This is a genomic window from Pedobacter planticolens (genome assembly GCF_014172375.1).
GTDB classification, from domain to species: domain Bacteria; phylum Bacteroidota; class Bacteroidia; order Sphingobacteriales; family Sphingobacteriaceae; genus Pedobacter; species Pedobacter planticolens.
Genome location: NZ_WNXD01000002.1, coordinates 909880 through 925077, shown reverse-complemented (window position 1 = coordinate 925077; position 15198 = coordinate 909880). Strand labels below are relative to the sequence as shown.

General features: G+C 35.5%; 16 protein-coding genes and 1 tRNA gene. 13 read left to right on the top strand and 4 right to left on the bottom strand.

What is annotated here, in order from left to right:
* The first annotated feature begins 295 nt into the window (after positions 1-295).
* From GM921_RS12760 to GM921_RS12740, 5 genes are read left to right on the top strand one after another with little or no spacing between them, the layout of a single operon-like run.
* A complete protein-coding gene (locus GM921_RS12760) occupies positions 296-1642 on the top strand; it encodes a hypothetical protein (RefSeq protein WP_182923020.1) in 1347 nt (448 codons plus the stop codon).
* A 17-nt stretch (positions 1643-1659) separates the two neighbouring features.
* Entirely contained in the window at positions 1660-2187 is a 528-nt protein-coding gene (locus GM921_RS12755) for a hypothetical protein (RefSeq protein ID WP_182923019.1), read from the top strand.
* Between the two features lie 10 nt (positions 2188-2197).
* Positions 2198-2689, top strand: coding sequence for a hypothetical protein (locus tag GM921_RS12750; RefSeq protein ID WP_182923018.1), 492 nt, complete (start codon positions 2198-2200; stop codon positions 2687-2689).
* Positions 2690-2707: 18 nt separating this feature from the next.
* Entirely contained in the window at positions 2708-3670 is a 963-nt protein-coding gene (locus GM921_RS12745) for a DUF6175 family protein (protein WP_202985660.1), read from the top strand.
* An 18-nt stretch (positions 3671-3688) separates the two neighbouring features.
* Positions 3689-4648 (top strand): hypothetical protein, encoded by a 960-nt coding sequence (locus GM921_RS12740; RefSeq protein ID WP_182923017.1) that lies wholly within the window; start codon positions 3689-3691, stop codon positions 4646-4648.
* A 64-nt stretch (positions 4649-4712) separates the two neighbouring features.
* Here the strand turns inward: GM921_RS12740 and GM921_RS12735 are convergent, their stop codons facing one another.
* Positions 4713-5528: an SDR family oxidoreductase gene (locus tag GM921_RS12735; protein WP_182923016.1), complete on the bottom strand. Its 816-nt coding sequence runs from the start codon at positions 5526-5528 to the stop codon at positions 4713-4715.
* A gap of 692 nt (positions 5529-6220) precedes the next feature.
* Here GM921_RS12735 and GM921_RS12730 point away from each other — a divergent pair.
* From GM921_RS12730 to GM921_RS12715, 4 genes are all read left to right on the top strand, one after another.
* Positions 6221-6874, top strand: coding sequence for a hypothetical protein (locus tag GM921_RS12730; RefSeq protein WP_182923015.1), 654 nt, complete (start codon positions 6221-6223; stop codon positions 6872-6874).
* A 270-nt stretch (positions 6875-7144) separates the two neighbouring features.
* On the top strand, positions 7145-7480 hold the full coding sequence (locus GM921_RS12725) for a hypothetical protein (protein WP_235969832.1): 336 nt from the start codon (positions 7145-7147) through the stop codon (positions 7478-7480).
* Positions 7481-7615: 135 nt separating this feature from the next.
* On the top strand, positions 7616-7855 hold the full coding sequence (locus GM921_RS12720) for a GIY-YIG nuclease family protein (RefSeq protein ID WP_182923014.1): 240 nt from the start codon (positions 7616-7618) through the stop codon (positions 7853-7855).
* A 6-nt stretch (positions 7856-7861) separates the two neighbouring features.
* A tRNA-Arg gene (locus GM921_RS12715) sits at positions 7862-7933 on the top strand.
* 189 nt (positions 7934-8122) lie between these two features.
* Here GM921_RS12715 and GM921_RS12710 read toward each other — a convergent pair.
* Complete coding sequence (locus GM921_RS12710) at positions 8123-8725, bottom strand: hypothetical protein (RefSeq protein ID WP_182923013.1); 603 nt, start codon at positions 8723-8725, stop codon at positions 8123-8125.
* Positions 8726-8818: 93 nt separating this feature from the next.
* Positions 8819-9214, bottom strand: coding sequence for a hypothetical protein (locus tag GM921_RS12705; RefSeq protein WP_182923012.1), 396 nt, complete (start codon positions 9212-9214; stop codon positions 8819-8821).
* A gap of 283 nt (positions 9215-9497) precedes the next feature.
* Between GM921_RS12705 and GM921_RS12700 the strand changes: the two genes are divergently transcribed.
* On the top strand, positions 9498-10127 hold the full coding sequence (locus GM921_RS12700) for a hypothetical protein (protein ID WP_182923011.1): 630 nt from the start codon (positions 9498-9500) through the stop codon (positions 10125-10127).
* A gap of 321 nt (positions 10128-10448) precedes the next feature.
* The gene (locus GM921_RS12695) at positions 10449-11537 is read left to right on the top strand and encodes an SGNH/GDSL hydrolase family protein (RefSeq protein WP_182923010.1); all 1089 of its coding nucleotides are present in this window, start codon (positions 10449-10451) and stop codon (positions 11535-11537) included.
* A gap of 202 nt (positions 11538-11739) precedes the next feature.
* On the opposite strand, the gene metG is transcribed toward GM921_RS12695, so the two are convergent.
* The gene (metG, locus tag GM921_RS12690) at positions 11740-13848 is read right to left on the bottom strand and encodes a methionine--tRNA ligase (protein WP_182923009.1); all 2109 of its coding nucleotides are present in this window, start codon (positions 13846-13848) and stop codon (positions 11740-11742) included.
* A 39-nt stretch (positions 13849-13887) separates the two neighbouring features.
* Here metG and GM921_RS12685 point away from each other — a divergent pair, with 39 nt between their 5' ends.
* Together GM921_RS12685 and GM921_RS12680 are read left to right on the top strand one after the other, a co-directional pair.
* Positions 13888-14787, top strand: a complete 900-nt coding sequence (locus tag GM921_RS12685; protein ID WP_182923008.1) for a S66 peptidase family protein — start codon at positions 13888-13890, stop codon at positions 14785-14787.
* 2 nt (positions 14788-14789) lie between these two features.
* The gene (locus tag GM921_RS12680) at positions 14790-15197 is read left to right on the top strand and encodes a DoxX family protein (protein ID WP_182923007.1); all 408 of its coding nucleotides are present in this window, start codon (positions 14790-14792) and stop codon (positions 15195-15197) included.
* Position 15198 lies beyond the last annotated feature (1 nt).

Below are 15198 nucleotides of genomic sequence, written 5' to 3'. Positions count from 1 at the left end.
TTCAATGATTTTTCCTTTTTAGAAATACAAAATCTAAAAGAATATCTCCTCTAAACCCCTAAACATTCGTTTTACAGGTCAAATTCGATGAAAAATACCTAATTATAGGTATTTTTTGCTCAATCTAATTTATTGACATTTAGGAAATTAATCCTACCTAAAGGAAAACATAATAATTAATAGTTAAAAATAGACGAGTAATACTAACGCTTAACGAAAAAGTCGAAACCTATTACCAATCTATTAAAGGTTAATTCATTCAACGCTCTTAAACCAAACAAACTATATCAATATTATGAAAAATCCACAAAAATTATTCGTGTTACTTGGGCTACTTATGGGTTTTAGTCCCGTTGTTAAAGCTCAATCTGGCGATGCAGAAAGTGCAGTAAAATACCGCAGAAATTCGCTCCACTTAATTTTAGTCGAATCAGAAGATTTCCCTAGAAAGGAAACTGTGATGAAAGCATACAGCAATGCACCATTTCCAGAAAAATACAATAATCATTCTATCGGTTTTAATTCTTTCGACCCAACGCAATTCAATGTGACTGGAACAACCCAAACAGCCTCAACAAGCTCAAAAAAAGGAATGTTTAGTGGATTAAAATCTGCTGCTGGCGCAGTAGCAAACGCTGATGGCGATGGCTCTGATATGTCAATGACGATTAATAAATTCATCAAAGACAAAAAAGTAGCTAATCAATTAATCGCCAAGTGGTTTAATCGCCAAGCAGATGGCTCATTTGACATGAAACTTGTTGCAGAAAGGGGTTCTTACAACGCAAGTGAAATGGAAGCAAACATTGCAAAAGGATCTGCAAGAGGAACCGCTTCTTTAGCTGATGCTGGAGAAGAACTGATTAAAAACACCTTCGTGGTTTTTACAAAATTGAAATTTGTAAGTAACGAGCCTATTGCGGCGGCAATTAGATTAGCAGCTAAATCACAAACTGGCAAACTAGGTTATTTTCAAATACTTGCAGATGCAGCAGCTGATAAGATCTATGAGAAAACCAAAGAGGGTTATTCTGTTTGGACTACTTCTTATTTATATCGACTAAAATGGAACGACACAACCGCAGCTGTTTTTTACGATAAATATTGGATGGATAAAAAGAGTTTAGATGTGAAGAAAAAAGAGGCATTTAACAACTCAACCGATTTTGATATGGAATTTGTGGGAAGTGAAAAATCTAGCACGTTGGTTACGTTTTCATTAAAAACCCAACGAACCGAAGACCAAACTGTAGAGTTAGCCACGATAAGAAATGTAGATAACGTTTTTGCAAAACTTCAAAAAGAGTACGATGTCTTTAAACCAAAAACTCCACTGTATTCAGGTGATCCAATAACTGCTAAAATTGGTTTGAAAGAGGGTATAGAAGGGGGTGATAAATTCGAAGTATTGGAGCAAACTTTAGATCCTAAAACTGGATTAACATCTTATGTTAGAAAAGGCATCATTTCAGTTGATAAAAACTCTATTTGGGATAACCGATACAATGCTGCAGAAGGTGAAGTATCTGATAAGGATGATAAAGACAATAAAAAAGATAAATCTAAAACTCCACTAGATAGAACCACTTTTAAAGGCGGCAAAAACTTCGCTGCCGGAATGCTAATCAGACAAATAAAATAAAAACAAATTATATAGAAATGAAAAAACACATCTTAAGTTCGCTCTTATTGTGCTTGTTTATAGTTGGGTTTACCCTAAATGTTAACGCACAAGCGCATGCAAAGAAAAAAGCCGATGAAGCAACCGAAGCTTGGAGATACGAAGTAGAAGTGGCCGGAACTGGCACACAAGGAACCTATTTAATTAAAGTATGGTCGTACTCTAAACGCCCTGCTGTTGCTATTGAACAAGCAAAAAAGAATGCGGTACATGCGATTATATTTAAAGGATTTCCTGGGAAAACAGGTATTGCTGGTAAACCACCATTAACTACAAACGTAAATATTGAAGAAGAAAAGAAAGACTTTTTTACTGATTTTTTTAGCGAAGGTGGTAAATATATGAAGTTCGTTACCTTAACAACAGATGGCGCAGTAGCGGCAGAAGACAGAATGAGAGTTGGTAAGGAATACAAAATTGGCGTACTGGTTTCTGTAAATGTTGCCTTGTTGAGGAAAGATTTAGAAGACGCTGGAATTCTAAAATCTCTTAATGCAGGCTTTTAATTTTTAAACGATGAGAAAGAAATTATTATGCGCTGGTTTAGCTGTATTGCTAATCTACGCAAGCTGCTCAGCTCCTAAAAAAGTTGCAAATAACTATTACACGCACAAAACAGAATGTGTTAGTGTGGAGCTAGATGGAACTCAAATCGTAAATGCGTGGTCTAATACTGCCGAAACAGTTACCGTTATTGAGCAAGCTAAAAAAAATGCGATAAATGATATTTTATTTGGAGGAATTGTAGAAGGAAAAGCTACATGTGATGTAAAACCAATTCTTGCCCAAGCAAATATTAAAGCTCAAAATGAAGCTTATTTCAATAAGTTTTTCGCCGATGGCGGAGAATATAGAAACTATGCTTTTATTAAAGACGATCAAGTGGAGCTGAACTTCTCAAAAGATCCTGAGTACGCAAAGAGAATGATCAATAGTGGTTTCGTTATTAAAATCAAAAAACCAGATCTCAAACAAAAAATGATTGCTGATGGCATTCTTAAACAATAACCTAGCATAAAGATAGATATGAAACTAAAACTCATGAAAATAATGCTCTTATCTTTAATGGTACTGGGCTTTACCACATCAGGATTCTCTCAGGCAAAAAAACCAACAATTATGGTGGTACCAAGCGATGTTTGGTGCAATCAGAATGGGTATATGAAAGAATTCGATAACCAAGGAACGAAAGAAAAAGTTCCTGATTATAAAAGAGCATTTCAAGAAAATGCCGATCTAATTGCAATGATTAGTAAAATTAACGGATTAATGGCAGATAGAGGATTCCCTCTAAAAAACATGGAATCTGTAATGAAAACCCTAGCTTCTGAAAGCGCTGAAGATGCAATGCTTACCTCTAAAAGTGGCGGCGGCGGTGTGGTTGAATCTCCAATTGATAAATTAAGAAAAACTGCCAAAGCTGATATCATTATGCAGTTAACTTTTGAAGTTTTAAAAACCGGACCTAAAAAATCTATCCGTTTTACGTTGCAAGGAATTGATGCGTACACCGATAAAGAAGTTGCAACAGCAGGAGGCACAGGAAATCCTTCGTTTAGTGCAGATCCAGCAGTTTTATTGGAAGAAGCAGTAATCGATAAGATCGATAATTTTAACGCGGGTTTGCAACGTCATTTTGATGATTTATTTGCAAATGGACGTGAAATAATTGTTCGTGTTAAGAAATTCGAGAAATGGAATGGCGACTTAGAGAAAGAATATGGTGGGGAAGAATTGGGTACTATTATCGAAAACTGGATGAAAGCAAATACCGTTAAAGGCAGATTTAGCACTAGCGAATCGACAGAAAATATGTTGCTATTTGAACAAGTACGCATTCCATTATATGATGCTTCGGGCAATGCAATTGATGCGAGAGGATTTACTAGAAATCTTCAGAAATTCTTAACCGCAGCGCCTTATTCAATAGTAAATAAACTAATGACGAAAGGGCTTGGTCAGGCTGTAATTGTTTTGGGGGATAAATAAAAACTTAAAAAGCTAAACATGAAAAAATTACTAATTTTCTTTATTGCCCTTTCTTCGGTTTTTGGCACGTACGCTCAAAATACACAGGGTAAATCAGATGATTTAGGCAGAATAACACTTGCTGCATACGTTCCAGAGCAAATTGAGAAAATGCCAGAATCAGCTAGAAGTATTTTGTCTAATAAATTGAATCAACTCATTTCTCAAAATGGAATTGGCGGGAGTACATTGAATGAACGCTTTATTATCACCGCAAATATTGGCGTCATGTCAAAAGATATTACAGGAACAGCGCCAACTATGATGGCCTTATCTTTAGATGTAACGCTTTATGTAGGTGATGGAATAGAGGGCACAAAATTCGCGAGTACTACGATTAGTGTAAAAGGTGTGGGAGAGAATGAAACTAAAGCATATATTTCTGCATTAAAAAACATTAACGGCAACAACACTTCTATACAAGCCTTTTTAGAATCTGGCAAAGCAAGAATTTTAAAATACTACAACACCCGTTGCGATTTTATCATCAGCGATGCGCAAAGTCTTGCAGCTCAAGGAAGATATGAAGAAGCATTTTATAAACTATCGGGCATTCCAGAGGCAAGTAGTGCGTGTTACAGTAAAGCTAGAGCGGCTATTATTCCGATTTATAAAAAACACATTGATAAAATGTGTCAGGTAAGATTAATGGAGGCAAAAACCGCTTGGGCAGCTAGTCAAAATTATGAAGGTGCAACTAAAGCTGGCGACATATTATCGCAAATTGATCCTAATTCTTCTTGCTACCAGGATGTAAAAACATTTGTTGGACAAATTTCAAAAAGTATCAAAGAAAACGATACCCGCGAATGGAACTTTATATTTAAGCAACAACAAGCAGATGCCGATGTTTTAAAATCTGCCTATACTGCTGCGGCTGCTTATGCCAATGCGCAACAACCAGCAGCAGTAATTTATAACGTTAAAGGTTGGTGGTAAACCAAAAAGATATTTAGGAGTTATTTCAAGAGAATGCTTTTATATTCTCTTGAAATTTTACTTTTTAAACTCCGCTATTCACAAAGAAACCACCATCAACATTAATAACTGTTCCTGTTACAAATGCAGAGGCATCACTCAATAGCCATTGTAAAGCGCCTATTAATTCGTCGGTATCACCAAAACGTTTAAATGGAGTTTGTTTAATAACCAAATTGCCACGTTCTGTGTAACTGCCATCTGTATTGGTTAACAAAGCTCTGTTTTGTTCGGTTAAAAAGAAACCTGGTGCAATAGCATTCATCCTTACTTTATCACCAAAACGATTTGCCAATTCTACAGCAAACCACTGCGTATAACAATCAATTGCAGCTTTGCCCATACTATATCCCAAAACTCTAGTAATTACTCTTTTTGAACTCATTGAAGAAATATTAACGATACTTCCTTTACCGGCATCAAGCATTGCTTTACCAAAAATCTGAGTTGGTATTAACGTTCCCCAAAGGTTCAATTCCATCGCTTTGCGCATGCCATTTATGTTCATACCAAAAATATCATCCTCTTTTTGGATAATCGCTTCAGGGATATTACCGCCCGCAGCATTTACTAAACCATCTATCTTACCAAACTCATTTAGCACTTTATCTTTTGCTTGCTCAAGTGTATTTTCGTCCAGTACATCTGCAATTAAAGCAATGGCTTTCCCGCCATTTTTTATCACTTCTGCAACTCTTTCATTGGCAACCTGCTCATTTCTACCTAAAATACCAACTATACCACCAGCGTCTGTTATTCCTTTAATAAATGATTTTCCTATTATTCCTGTACCGCCTGTGACAACGATTACTTTTCCTGTTAAAGAAAACTGATTATCCATTTTATTTTTTTGTTATATGGTAAATTAAAAGTAAAACTTTAAAATTAGATATTACAGTGTACATTATCATTTTGTGGATGGATCAATAACTGGATAAACCACTTCAAGATGCCCCCTTTGCACCACTGCCCCCATAATGAATTGATAGTATTGTAATTAAATCTAATGAGGTTGTATCAAAAATAATTTTCTTGATTTGTTAGCAGAATAATATTTTGAAAGGTCGTCTTTCCCAACTTGATTGGGAATCGTAATGCGCTAATTAGTATGTTTTTTTACGCTTTTAGCTACGCTGAGCAATCGTGATTCCCGCACTCGAGAATCACGGTAACGCCAAATTTAATTGTATTACGATTTCTAAATTCGTCTTTTTGATACAACCTCGTATTTCATTTATTTAATCATTGGCATTCATTTGTGTTTGCATACGATTTGTTTATTACCAATGTTGTACCAACTTCGTACTTAGTTCGAGTCTTGTTCGGGAAAATGTTCAATTTTGAAAAACTGTATACATCGAAACCTGCAGTTGACCTAAACTAAGACCGAGCTTAATACGGACTCTTCTAGAACATAAGTCGCGGTAAGGTCGCTACAAGGTCGCCTTAGTATCGCGGTAAGCATTAAGAAAAAATTAGAATTTGTAACGGAAAATCGTCGTATATTGAGTGGTTTTTAAAAATACATTTTTTATGGCAAAGGTTCGTTCCATTATTAAATTAAGTGGCACTATAGGAGATATCACTTTTGTAGATAGCAATGCTTATGGTTTTCACGGCAGGAAAAAAAGAACGATTTGGGAAAAATCTGATGGGATGATCTCCAGTTCGACAAACCAAACTCAAGCTAACTTAATGGCAAAAATCATCTTTGATGCCGTTAATGAATTTGCACCTGGCTTTAAGAATGGCCAGTTTTGGAGTAGGCTGGTATCCGTTTTCCGTCAACAGAAAAAGGCTAATCTGGCTTATAATTATGCGGGTTTTAATGGAATGGAAATGAGATTGGACTATCCAACTTCTAAAAAGGGCAGATTTATGCTCCATCATAAGAACGAAGAGGGAAAGCGCTCTCTTGAGCTTAATTATTACTTGAATAATACTGCCGGTTATAGGCTGAGCATTTTGCGTATTGCTGCCGATGAAACGTTGTTAACTCCTCTGTCGATAGAAAAGCTGGAAGCTGAAATTAAAGAGGGAGAAAAAACTGGGAATTTACATTTTCATTTTACAGCTTTACCAGAAGACACTCAACTACTCTATGTTTTGCAATGTGAGCAGCTTAAAAATGGGATATTAACTGGTTTAATAAATGGAAAAAGTGTAGTTTTTATGAAAGCTAATTAATTTAATAAAGCAGCAGAAAACTTAATTCCTTAGTGTGGATTAGTGGCTAAATTGGAGAAGAAATATTTCTCTCCATCATTACATTTTCTTAAATAAGTATTAGCACCTTTGCAATGGGCAATAGGGTTGATTACAACGAACCCTTAACGAGAAAAAATTCTATGAACCACACCTCGTGGTAAAGTTGAAAAGTAATTTCATAAAACCGGATTTAATTCTGCAATTCATTCGCCCTTTAAACTTATAAAGAACTAAATACGATTACAATATATGATGACCCAAATAAATTTATACTATCCTCTTTGGAAGAAGTACCTTCCTGTATTTGCTATACAGCTCAAAAAAGCACTAAATGAGGAGCAAGAGATCGGTTTTACTAAATCTGACTTGCATAGCTTAGGTAACCGTAACAAGGCCGATTATAGCTTTAGCTTAGAAATAGAAAATGGCAAAGTAAAAAATAATATTTCAGGTTCTGCTGTTGCCAGAGATTTATTTGATGTTTTAACTAGCAGTCCTAAAATAAAAGAACTGTTACAGGAAAATCATTTTAAGTTTAGCTTGGGCAAAGCATATACTTTAAAAATTTCTTCTTTAAAACTATAGCTTATAAAGAGGCTACACTAATGAAATATGAAGTTGGGCTAGATATTTTTATATATTTGCGACTTCAATGGTCCCGTAGTTCAACGGATAGAATACCTGCCTGCGGTAGGCAGGGAAGTTTCCTAAACTTTAACTATGGATATTTTTTATGTTTATGCAATAAAGAGTGATGTGGATCAGAGAATTTATGTTGGCTTCTCTTCTAATGTGTTGAAGAGATTAGCAGAACATAATGCAGGTAAAACAAAATCAACTAAAGGCTTTAGGCCTTGGCAATTGATTTATAGCGAACCAATTGTTAGCAGGATAGCAGCAAGAGAAAAAGAAAAATACCTGAAATCAGGAATTGGTAAAGAATTTTTAAAATCTTTGTAAATAATTGGTCCCGTAGTTCAACGGATAGAATAGAAGTTTCCTAAACTTTAGATATGAGTTCGATTCTCGTCGGGACCACAAAAGCCATTTGTTTTGAATGGCTTTTTTAGTATCCTAGTTATACCGATTCATGGTTAATAGTGCCATTTCCAACTGTACGACCTTATTATAGAACATCATTTTGGCAAACTTAAAAAATAATGACACTTTTCGGCAAAGCTGGTCCGCAAGCTTACTCATCGAATGGATCATATTTTGTATCAACAATTATTTTCTTTGCTGATTAACATAAACTTGTAGGAAGTGTAAGGGCAAACCTTTCCCTGTCCCGTTGAATTTATAATGACTAGACATAATGATAGACATGTAAATCGTTTCTAGGTTCTTTGTGGTAAATGTATCAGATCTTGATAGACCGTTGTCGGTATCAATTTTTGCCAAGTCTGTTAGTTCTCCCTTACTTTTACTGGCTCCATAGTTAGCAGTTAAAGAAGCCAATAACTCATTGTATTTATTTATGAGCAACTGATCAAATTTTAGCAATTGAGGGGTTGCATCGCCCTGCACGAAGTTTCTTGGATCCCAATCATATTCTATTTCGTACATAAGAGAGTCCTTTTTTGTAAAAGTATAAGTGACTATTAAATCAGGGATGCCCTTTTGCTGTCTTCTGTACTTAATTGGCATTGCCATTCCCCCAGGAATAATAATATCACCATCTGCTTCGTAAATTTTACTCTTGAGTTTCTTTTCAAGTTTTGAGTAGTCACTCATTTTCTTTCCTACAATATCAAATTGGAGTTCTTGAGATAAGGCCTTTTCCGACTGGAAAATGGAAAGGATTATTAATAAGCAGAAGATAGATTTCATAGGTTGACAATAATTATTGGACAATAATAATTAAAATTAGAGAGGTATTCTTTCCTTCGGTACAAAGATGGGAAAAGTATTAACTCTTTCTCCTTATATCACTCTTTTCCGATTTGATTTTAACGGTTCTGCTGAAACTTGAAATTCGTCCTCGTAGACCCTATGACCGAGATCTTTGCTTGTGACTCTTTCTATGATTAAATCATATTTTTCTAAAATCTCTATCAATTCATTTACTTTTAAGATATGTTCTTTTGCAGTGTCTTTAAACCATGACAATGATTTAATCTCATACCTCCTCCCAAGAGGATTCGCAAACCATTTAGGAGCATCAAGATTTTCTTCAAACCACGTTGTTAAGTCCTTAAGTTTCGATTCGTCATCATCATCTGTTAACGGATGATCACGAATGAATCCCATTGCTTGAAATAGACCAGTTTTATTCTGCCCTTCTTCATTGATGAATTGAGTAATGAACCTTATATACACTATAGTTTTTATTTAATAATAATCGAATTTAATATTTAAATAATATTAACTCGCAAAAGAGTTTGAAATCTGTCTCGCCGGGATATTTAAAATCCATTCTCACGCTCTAGAATATCAATAATCAACTGTAAATCTTCCAAAAAAGAGTTTGAAATCGGTGTCTTTGAGACCACAAAATTGGTAAGCCTTTGGATAAATTCTGAAGGCTTTTTTGTAAGTCAGATGCCCTTGCAAATTATAAAGCTTATTACGATATTGAAATAGTTTCTAAATCAAATTTGCTATGCTTAAAAAACATTTAATTTTATTGGGTGTAATTATTTCAATGTCATTGCTAGTAATAGCCACATTAAACTATCCTGGTGGGTCTACATTTGATAAAACTTCTATTGGATACAATTGGGGTAAAAACTATATCAGTAATCTTTTCGGCGAAAAAGCGGTTAATGGATTAGATAATACTGGTCGTTTTTGGGCTGTTGGTGGAATGATGTTCCTTTCGGCAAGTTTTGCACTCTTCTTTATTGAATTTTCAAAGAAAATATCAGCAAAAGGCGCTGCGAAAGTCATAAAATACATTGGGGCAATAAGTATGGTATTTACTTTTTTAATAGCAACTCCATTGCATGATATTATGGTTATTATTGCCAGTACATTGTTCCTTGTTGGCATGTTTTATATTACCGTTTTTGTGTTAAAATCAAGGCTGCATCTATTGAAGGTGTTGTGCGTTTTTTGTTTGCTTGTTTTTTACAGTACACTCTATTTATATGGAATAGGTGATTTTAGATCATTTTTACCCATCCTGCAAAAAGTTACGTTTGCCATTAGTATACTTACAATTTTAGGGCTGGAGTATTTTACTCAAAAAGAGGATTTTCAACATATTAAAGTGGGCAAACAAAAGGTTTAATCTATCGTTTACAAAAACTTAAGAATCAAAATACCCGATAACAAACCATTTATTATCAGGCATTCTAATTAAAAGCATACCCTGAGATACTATTCCCTTAATTTCTCTTGGTGCTAAGTTTACCAAAAGAAATAAATTAAATTAACCAAGAAACGAAAGTCGGATGCAAATGCAATGGTTCAATTCTGCAAAATTTTTGCGTATGATAAAAAGGTTTGAAATCGGTGTTTTTGAGACCACACCTTTTTACCAATGGCTCGCTATGTTAAAATTTCGAGCAGTAGTGTTAATTCTCTACCTTTATCTTTCACAACATAAAAAATGAAAATCAAATACATTCTTTTCTTTCTTTTTATCTTCACTAAAAGTCAAGCTCAAATTACATGGTACAATCCACTCCAACAAAAATTCGCTGTAGTGCAGGGCCAAGCACAGCCAGAAACTATTGGTACAAGTTTTCAACGCTTACCAAATGCATTAAAAGACGAAGTAAGGCCTCCTGTGTGGGCACTCTCGCAAAATACAGCTGGCGAATATATTGAGTTTACGAGCACTGCAAAAAAGATAAAGATCCGTTATCAGGTTAGCGGTTCATTAAACATGCCACACATGCCGTCGACCGGTGTTAGTGGAGTAGATTTATATGCCCACAATGAAAAAGGGGCATGGGATTGGGCACCCGGAGTTTATGCATTTAAAGATACAGTAACTTATACTTTCGATAATCTTGCTGCGAAACGCGGAAAAATCTTCAGGCTTTATTTGCCTTTATACAACTCGGTAAAATGGCTGGAAGTTGGGGTTGATGAAGGGACAACATTAACATTTTTACCTATTAACAAACAAAAACCAATTGTAGTGTATGGCACTTCAATTGCGCAAGGTGGCTGCGCAAGTAGACCTGGCTTAGCTTGGCCTTCTATTTTTGGCAGAAAAATAAATAGTCCTGTTATTAATATGGCTTTTTCTGGCAATGGCCGATTGGAGACTCCAATAATTAACCATATTGCACAGATTGATGCTAAGCTTTTTATTCTGGATTGCATGCCTAACTTAGGTTCGAGAAAGCTTTACCCTGAAGAGGAAATTAGAAAAAGAATAAATGAAGCGGTAAGTACATTGCGGAAAAAGCAACCCAATGCTCCCATTTTATTGGTAGAACATAGTGGTGGTGGAAGTGAGCATGTGTTGGATACAGTTAGGAATACCGAATTTAAAACTTCAAGCCAAATACTTGTTAAAGTATACAATGAACTTAAAGCAAAAGGGGTTAAAAATATTCATCTCTTAACCACGAAAGAGATCGGGATGGGAATAGAATCAACCGTTGATGGCACACACCCTAACGACATCGGGATGATGGAACACGCAATAGCCTTTGAAAAGAAATATAGGGAGATATTTAAGTAGCGTTTCTTTGGATTGACGCTGTTTGAGATGCGCAGTGTTAACATTTTGAAGAGCGATGTGCTTCGACTACGCTCAGCATGACAAATGCAAAAAAGTTTGTGTTTCGGTCGGTGAGACACCAACCGATGGTGTAAAAAAGCTTAAGAATCAAAATGCCCGATAACAAAACATTCATTATCGGGCATTCTAATTAAAATCGCAATTATCTCACTACACTTCCGTTTTCAAATTTCCCTGTAGGTGCAACAAAAGTAAGTTTACCTTCCGAATCTTCGGCCATTAAAATCATACCTTGAGATACTATTCCTTTTATTTCTCTTGGTGCTAAGTTTACCAAAAGGCTTACTTGCTGACCAATAATATCTTCGGGTTTATAATATTCGGCAATGCCCGAAACTACTGTGCGTTCATCTAAACCTGTGTTTACGGTTAGCTTTAATAGCTTTTTAGTTTTCTCTACTTTTTCGGCAGCGGTAATGGTTGCTACACGAATATCCATTGTGCCAAATTGGTCAAATTGAATATTATCTTTTGCAGGGACTAAGGTTGCATTTGCTTTTTCATTAGCAGATTTACTATTATTTAATTTATCAATCTGTGCTTGTACTTCTTCGTCTTCAATTTTGCTAAACAGTAATTCTGGCTCGTTCAATTGATGTCCTCGTGCTAACAAATTAATTTTACCTGCATCTTCCCATTGATAGCCACCGTAGTTTAACATTTTCATTAACTTATCTGCCGTAAAAGGCAAGAACGGCTCTATTAAAATTTCAATATTTGCAGCAATTTGCAAGCTGATATTTAAAATGGTTCTTACTCTGTCTTCATCTGTTTTAATGGCTTTCCAAGGTTCTGTTTCCGCCAAGTATTTATTCCCTAAACGAGCAACATTCATCACTTCACCTAAGGCTTCTCTAAAACGATAATTTTCTATAGACGCACTAACTTTGGCAGGATATGCAGCTAACTCGTCAATTACAGCTTGATCTTGTGCTGTTATTTCCATTAACATGGGCACTTTACCATTAAAATACTTGTGGGTAAGTACGGTAACACGATTAATGAAATTGCCCAATATGGCAACTAATTCGTTGTTATTACGAGCCTGAAAATCTTTCCACGTAAAATCATTATCCTTCGTTTCTGGAGCGGTAGCGGTTAATACATAACGCAAAACATCTTGCTTATCTTTAAACTCTAGTAAGTACTCATTAAGCCAAACTGCCCAGTTTTTAGAGGTAGATATTTTTTGACCTTCTAAATTCAAGAACTCATTTGCTGGCACATTATCAGCTAAAATATAATCGCCATGCGCCATCAGCATTGCTGGAAAAATGATACAATGAAAAACGATATTATCTTTACCTATAAAGTGAACTAATTTAGTTTCGTCGTCTTTCCAATATTCTTCCCAACCGCACTTATCATCTTCCATTGAGTTGATGTAATATTCTTCTGCCTTTGGATTCCACACATCCAATTTTGCGTAGTTACACAATTCTTTCGTAGCAGAAATATAACCAATTGGTGCATCAAACCACACGTACAAAACTTTACCATCAGCTCCTTTTATTGGAACTTTTATTCCCCAATCTAAATCTCTTGTCATTGCCCTTGGCTGCAAACCTGCATTTAACCAACTTTGACATTGACCATACACATTTGGTCGCCATTCTTTATGACTTTCGATATAGGTTCTTAATTTATCTTCGTATTTATCTAATGGCAAAAACCAATTCTTCGTTTCTTTGCGAACAGGTGGCTCGCCAGATAAAGTAGACTTTGGATTGATTAAATCTGTTGCGTTTAAGGTACTACCACAGTTTTCGCATTGATCGCCGTAGGCATTTTCATTACCACATTTCGGACAAGTTCCTGTAATGTATCGGTCTGCCAAAAATGTTTGTGCTTTTTCGTCGTAATATTGCTCAGTAATTTCTTCTGTAAAAACACCATCATTATATAGTTTTTTGAAGAAATCTGCTGCTGTTTGGTGGTGAGTTAGGGATGATGTACGGTGATAAATATCAAAAGAAACGCCAAACTCTTTAAAAGAATCGCCAATAATTTTATGGTATTTATCTACTATTTCTTGAGGTGAAACGCCTTCTTTCTTCGCTTTTAACGTAATAGGAACGCCATTTTCATCAGAACCACAAATAAACTTAACATCTCTTTTATTCGAACGAAGATAACGCACATAAGTATCTGCTGGCAAATAAACGCCTGCTAAGTGGCCAATATGCACCGGGCCATTGGTGTAAGGCAAGGCTGCCGTTACGGTATATCTTTTAATTTTACTATTATCCAAAACTATTTATTTATTTTGGCAAAGATAAGTGTTTTACCTATGATTAAACAGCCAGAGTATTTAAAAAAAGGGGACAAAATTGCAGTAGTTTGTCCTGCTAAGAAATTACCAAAAAGTATTGCTAGTGCAATTGCCACTTTACAACAATGGGGATTAGAGGTAGTTATTGGTAAAACAATAACTGGATCTTACCATCAGTTTTCGGGTACAGATGATGAAAGAACAGCCGATTTACAGCAGTTTTTGGATGATAAAAGTATTAAAGCAATTATTGCTGGGCGTGGTGGTTATGGTACCATTAGAATAATCGACAAGCTTGATTTTACCACTTTTAATGAAAACCCTAAATGGCTGGTTGGTTTTAGCGACATTACCATTTTGCTTTCTCACGCATTGGCGGAATTAAATACACAAAGCATTCATGCACAAATGCCTTATACGTTTGATGAAAGCACTACTGAAGCCTTGGAAAGCTTGAGAAAGTCTCTTTTTGGCGAACCTGTTTCTTATACCTATTCCAGCGGATTTCCTAATCGAGTTGGTACTACCGAAGGGATTTTAATTGGCGGAAATTTAAGTTTGTTAATTGCTGTGGAAGGCTCTGTTTCTGAAATGGATTATACGGATAAAATTCTCTTTTTAGAAGATGTTGGCGAACATGAATATTCGATAGATAGAATGATGCGTTTGCTAAAAAGAGCTGGTAAATTAGCCAAACTAAAAGGGTTAATTATTGGTGCTTTTAATGAAATTGCTGAAGAGAAAATCCCATTTGGGCAATCGCCTGAAGAAGTAATTTGGGAATTGGTAAAGGAATATGATTACCCTGTGTGTTTTAATTTCCCTACTGGGCATATTGAGGATAACCGTGCAATGGTTGTAGGCAAAAATGTATCTTTACAAGTAGATAAGCATAACGTTCAATTAAACTTTTTATAAAAATGGCAATTTTCGACTCTTTAGGCAAATACCGTAATACTGGATTATTAATCATTAGACTTGGTTTAGGCGTGATGTTTATGATTCACGGTTTCCCAAAAATTATGGGTGGCGTAGACACATGGAAAGGACTTGGCGGAAGTATGAAATTAATTGGTATTGATTTTTTACCTGTTGCATGGGGATTTATGGCCGCAGCTACTGAAACCTTTGGTGGGTTTTTATTAATCTTAGGATTGTTTTTTCGCCCTGTAAATATCTTATTGGTTTTTACAATGATTATTGCAGCTTTGGTTCATTTTAGCAAAGGCGATGGTATTGGCGGTGCTTCTCATGCTATTGAGCTTGGCATTGTATTTTTTGGGTTGTTATTTGTTGGCCCTGGGAAATATAGTATTGATAAGAAGTAAT

Excerpts from the sequence above, each read along its gene's own strand:
- GM921_RS12735 (WP_182923016.1), bottom strand. The coding sequence starts at position 5,528 with ATGGATAATCAGTTTTCTTTAACAGGAAAAGTAATCGTTGTCACAGGC.
- GM921_RS12755 (WP_182923019.1), top strand. The coding sequence starts at position 1,660 with ATGAAAAAACACATCTTAAGTTCGCTCTTATTGTGCTTGTTTATAGTT.
- GM921_RS12710 (WP_182923013.1), bottom strand. The coding sequence starts at position 8,725 with ATGAAATCTATCTTCTGCTTATTAATAATCCTTTCCATTTTCCAGTCG.
- GM921_RS12750 (WP_182923018.1), top strand. The coding sequence starts at position 2,198 with ATGAGAAAGAAATTATTATGCGCTGGTTTAGCTGTATTGCTAATCTAC.
- GM921_RS12725 (WP_235969832.1), top strand. The coding sequence starts at position 7,145 with ATGATGACCCAAATAAATTTATACTATCCTCTTTGGAAGAAGTACCTT.
- GM921_RS12720 (WP_182923014.1), top strand. The coding sequence starts at position 7,616 with ATGGATATTTTTTATGTTTATGCAATAAAGAGTGATGTGGATCAGAGA.
- GM921_RS12680 (WP_182923007.1), top strand. The coding sequence starts at position 14,790 with ATGGCAATTTTCGACTCTTTAGGCAAATACCGTAATACTGGATTATTA.
- GM921_RS12700 (WP_182923011.1), top strand. The coding sequence starts at position 9,498 with ATGCTTAAAAAACATTTAATTTTATTGGGTGTAATTATTTCAATGTCA.
- GM921_RS12760 (WP_182923020.1), top strand. The coding sequence starts at position 296 with ATGAAAAATCCACAAAAATTATTCGTGTTACTTGGGCTACTTATGGGT.
- GM921_RS12695 (WP_182923010.1), top strand. The coding sequence starts at position 10,449 with ATGAAAATCAAATACATTCTTTTCTTTCTTTTTATCTTCACTAAAAGT.
- GM921_RS12745 (WP_202985660.1), top strand. The coding sequence starts at position 2,708 with ATGAAACTAAAACTCATGAAAATAATGCTCTTATCTTTAATGGTACTG.
- GM921_RS12685 (WP_182923008.1), top strand. The coding sequence starts at position 13,888 with ATGATTAAACAGCCAGAGTATTTAAAAAAAGGGGACAAAATTGCAGTA.
- GM921_RS12730 (WP_182923015.1), top strand. The coding sequence starts at position 6,221 with ATGGCAAAGGTTCGTTCCATTATTAAATTAAGTGGCACTATAGGAGAT.
- GM921_RS12740 (WP_182923017.1), top strand. The coding sequence starts at position 3,689 with ATGAAAAAATTACTAATTTTCTTTATTGCCCTTTCTTCGGTTTTTGGC.